The 3,735-nt window shown below is 54.6% G+C and carries 3 protein-coding genes; 1 reads left to right on the forward strand and 2 read right to left on the reverse strand.

The annotated features are described in order from the left end of the window. Positions 1 to 863: chorismate-binding protein (locus ABWO67_RS19195; protein ID WP_353154924.1), on the reverse strand; the 863-nt coding region annotated here is incomplete at its 3' end. Positions 864 to 1,092: 229 nt separating this feature from the next. Next, complete coding sequence (locus ABWO67_RS19200; protein ID WP_353154927.1) at positions 1,093 to 1,764, reverse strand: phosphoglycolate phosphatase; 672 nt, start codon at positions 1,762 to 1,764, stop codon at positions 1,093 to 1,095. A 146-nt stretch (positions 1,765 to 1,910) separates the two neighbouring features. Here ABWO67_RS19200 and ABWO67_RS19205 point away from each other — a divergent pair. Then, the coding region (locus ABWO67_RS19205; RefSeq protein WP_353154930.1) for a GGDEF domain-containing protein at positions 1,911 to 3,735 on the forward strand (1,825 nt) is incomplete at its 3' end.

Consider the following 3,735-nt stretch of genomic DNA (forward strand, 5'->3'; position numbering starts at 1 on the left):
ATCTGGAAGTTATCGAAATTCCAGTAGTACATGTAAGGAGATGGATTCAGCGACCGCAATGAGCGATAGAGCGATAGCGGCGAATCGCGAAATGGCTTGGTAATGACTTGGCCGATCTGTACTTGCATCACGTCGCCAGCGGCAATGTATTCCTTGGCTTTGAGCACGGCGGCTATGTAGTCTTCCTTGGCGAAGTCGCGCCGGCTGGAAGTTTGCATGCTGGCGTAGGCATAAGGAATGACAACAGGCGTACGCAGTTTTTCGCGCAAGGTTTTCAGGCGGCGCTTGGCCAGGGCGTAGCTTTCTGCTTGCGCAGGGTCGGCGTACACCACTAAGTAGGTGCGGCCGGCCAGATTATCGACGATGACCAGCTCGTCGACCTGCAGCAGCATGATGTCCGGTGTGCCTTCGTCCTGGCCAGCGGGGAACGGCTTGACCGCAGGCCCCAGGCGCGGCTCGATATTGCGCACGGTGTCGTAGCCGAAGTAGCCGGCCAGCCCGCCCGCAAAGCGCGGCATGCCGGGGCGTATGGCGACCTTGAAGCGTTGCTGGAAGGCTTCGATAAAGGCCAGTGGGTCGCCTTCATGCGTTTCGACCACTTTGCCCTCGTGTACCACTTCAGTGGTGGAGCCACTGGAACGGATAATGGTTTTTGCGGGCAGGCCGATGAAGGAATATCGCCCGAACCGTTCGCCGCCAACTACGGATTCAAGCAGGCAGCTATTGCGTCCGCCTTCGGGGCCGTTGTGCGCCAGTTTCAGGTAGATCGCAAGCGGGGTGTCAAGATCGGCATAGGTTTCCGCGATCAGGGGGATGCGGTTGTACCCTTGTGCTGCCAGTGCGTTGAATTCGATTTCCGTCATAGTGGTCTCTGTGAGGTGTTTACATAGAGGCCGGGACTAGAAACTAAAAAGCCCGGCCATTATTCGGTTCCGGGCTGCGCTTTTTAGTAATGCTGACGACACGTGAAAGACAAAGTCTTAGGTGCCGGGAGTGGATTACCGCTACCCAGAACACAAACGCCACCAGCGCCAATTGGCGCAGGGCGTGTTGCAGTAATAGGAAACGGTAACGGTCATGAATTTTTTCTGTTCAGTTGCGAAATGCCCACTGGGCTGCTTCGTTAATGGACATAACTATATCATCTACTTCCAGAGTTCGCACGTCCATTCCTTCGTTATAGCCGTAAGGGACCGCCAATACGGCGATGTTGGCAGCACGCGCAGCCAGCGCATCATTGACCGAATCGCCTATGGCCAGTGCGTCTTCGGGGTTTACCTGCAGCAATTCGCAGGCATGCAGCAAAGGCATGGGATCCGGTTTTTTCCTGGCGCAGGTGTCGCCGCACACGATATGTTCGAAAAAGCCGGCCAAGCCCGAGCGTTCCAGCAAAGGCAAGGTGAATTCGGTGGGTTTGTTGGTGACCACAGCCATTTTCATGCCGGATGCCTGGAAAGCGCGCAGGCCTTCCAGTACGCCGGGGTACAAGACAGCCTGTTCGCCGTTTACCGTATGATAGTGGCGGCCAAAGATTTCCAGGCCGCGCTCTACGCTGGCCGAGTCCGGCACTGTTCCTTCCGGGTTGTTCGACAGCGTGCGTTGCACCAGGTTTTCCGTGCCTTTGCCGACATAGCTGGCAATGGTGTCTTGCGATAGCGGCGACATGCCCAGTTCTCGGCGCATGGCATTCGAGGCATTCGCCAAGTCAGGTATGGTGTCCAGCAAGGTTCCATCAAGGTCCAGAAGCACGGCGGAAAAAGGCATGAAGTATCTCTTTGGGTTGAGTAGAGCACCGATTGTAGGACGGATGCGGACACCTTTTTGTCATATCGTTCTGCTAAATTGCTCGATGGCCTGAATGAGGTCGGCATGACCCTATTCAGGACGATAGAGAAGTTGGTTAAACGAAAATGACGGAAACGCTGACACAGAGCAGGGTAATCGGCTCGCTTTGCGGGACAGAACAGGACGAGAGCGCGCAAATGCTGGCAAGTTTTCAAAAGGTTCTGCTGGATCAGGCCTTGACTCCGCTATATCAACCTATTGTGGATTTGCAATCAGGTTCCATTCTTGGCTATGAAGGGCTGATCCGTGGGCCGTCTGACTCGCCTTTGCATGCCCCGACCCGGCTTTTTGGCATTGCCCGCCTGCATGGGTATACGGTGGAACTCGAGCGGATATGCCGCAAAATCCATATCGACAAGTTCCTGGCCTTAGGGTTGCTGGGGAAGTTGTTCCTGAACATGAGTCCCGAAGCCTTGATAATGCCCGCCAACGAGATGGAAGCCTCGTTGCTGCATCCGCAGGCAGCGGGTATGTCCCCCAATAATATTGTTATTGAACTGACAGAGTCTGAGGCGGCTTCCAGTTATTCGTTATTGCGTCAGGCCGCTTCGGATTACCGCAGGTTCGGGCTGCAGATCGCTATCGATGATCTGGGCGAAGGTTTTTCCACTTTGCGGCTTTGGTCCGAGTTGCGGCCTGAATACGTCAAAATAGACAAATATTTTATACAGGGCATGGATAAGGATGCCGTCAAGCGTCAGTTTGTAAGGTCGATCGCCGAGATGGCGCAGCAGTCGAAATCAGCAGTCATCGCCGAAGGCATTGAAACCGAAGCTGAACTGGAAGCTGTGCGCAGCCTGGGCATTCGGTATGGACAGGGATATTTACTGGCCAGGCCCGCCATGGTTCCGGTGGTGACATTGCCGCCCGCCACGCTGCGGTTGCTGGCTCCGTCGACAGAGGGTAAGCGCCCACTGATGAATGACGCCTATAAAAGCGTAGCCACCGCCCGTAAAATTCTTCGCACTGTACCTGCCGTCATTGATTCCACCCGGATCAATAATGTCTATGATATTTTCCAGAGCCAATCTGAACTGCAGGTACTGGCCGTGCTGCGCGAGAACCAGCCAATAGGCTTGATACACCGGATGCGCATGCTGGATCGCCTTGCGCGCCCCTATCATCGCGAACTTTACGGCAATAAGCCGTGCTCCCAGTTCATTGAGAATGCGCCGCTGATTGTTGACCACCAAACCAGCCTTCAGGATTTGGGGTATTTGTTTACCGAAGCCAACCCCCATCATTTGTCCGAAGGGTTCATCATTACCGAGCAAGGACGTTTTATCGGCGTGGGAACCGGTTTTGACCTGATACGCGAAATTACCCAGATGCAGATCCATGCCGCCCGGTATGCGAATCCTTTGACCCAGCTACCCGGCAATGTGCCCATCAATGAGCACATCGAAACCTTGTTGTCGGGTCACGCGCCTTTTGCCGTGTGCTATTGCGACCTGGATCACTTCAAGGCGTTTAATGACTTGTACAGTTATCGCAAGGGGGATGAGGTCATACAGATAACCGCGAATCTGCTGCGCGAGCATATGAACCCCAGTGCCGATTTCGTGGGCCATATCGGTGGCGATGACTTCATCGTCGTGTTCAGAAGCGAGGATTGGCGGGAGCGCTGCCAACGCGTTTTGAATCAATTTCATAACGCTACCGCACATTTGTATAAGCCTGTTCATTTGGAGCAGGGTGGCTACATTGCGGACGACAGGCAGGGCAGGGCTGTGTTTCACCGCCTGATCAGCCTTTCACTGGGCGTGATCGAAGTCGACACGGCGTTGCCATATTCCAGTTATCAAGTCGCCGAATTCGCAGCATCCGCCAAGAGCGAGGCGAAGAAAATTCTGGGCAATTCGATGTTTGTTGAAAGGCGTTCGCCACCTG

The sequence above is a fragment of the Pollutimonas bauzanensis genome, from assembly GCF_040393045.1.
Classification (GTDB): Bacteria; Pseudomonadota; Gammaproteobacteria; order Burkholderiales; family Burkholderiaceae_B; genus Pollutimonas; species Pollutimonas bauzanensis_A.

Excerpts from the sequence above, each read along its gene's own strand:
- ABWO67_RS19200 (WP_353154927.1), bottom strand. The coding sequence starts at position 1,764 with ATGCCTTTTTCCGCCGTGCTTCTGGACCTTGATGGAACCTTGCTGGAC.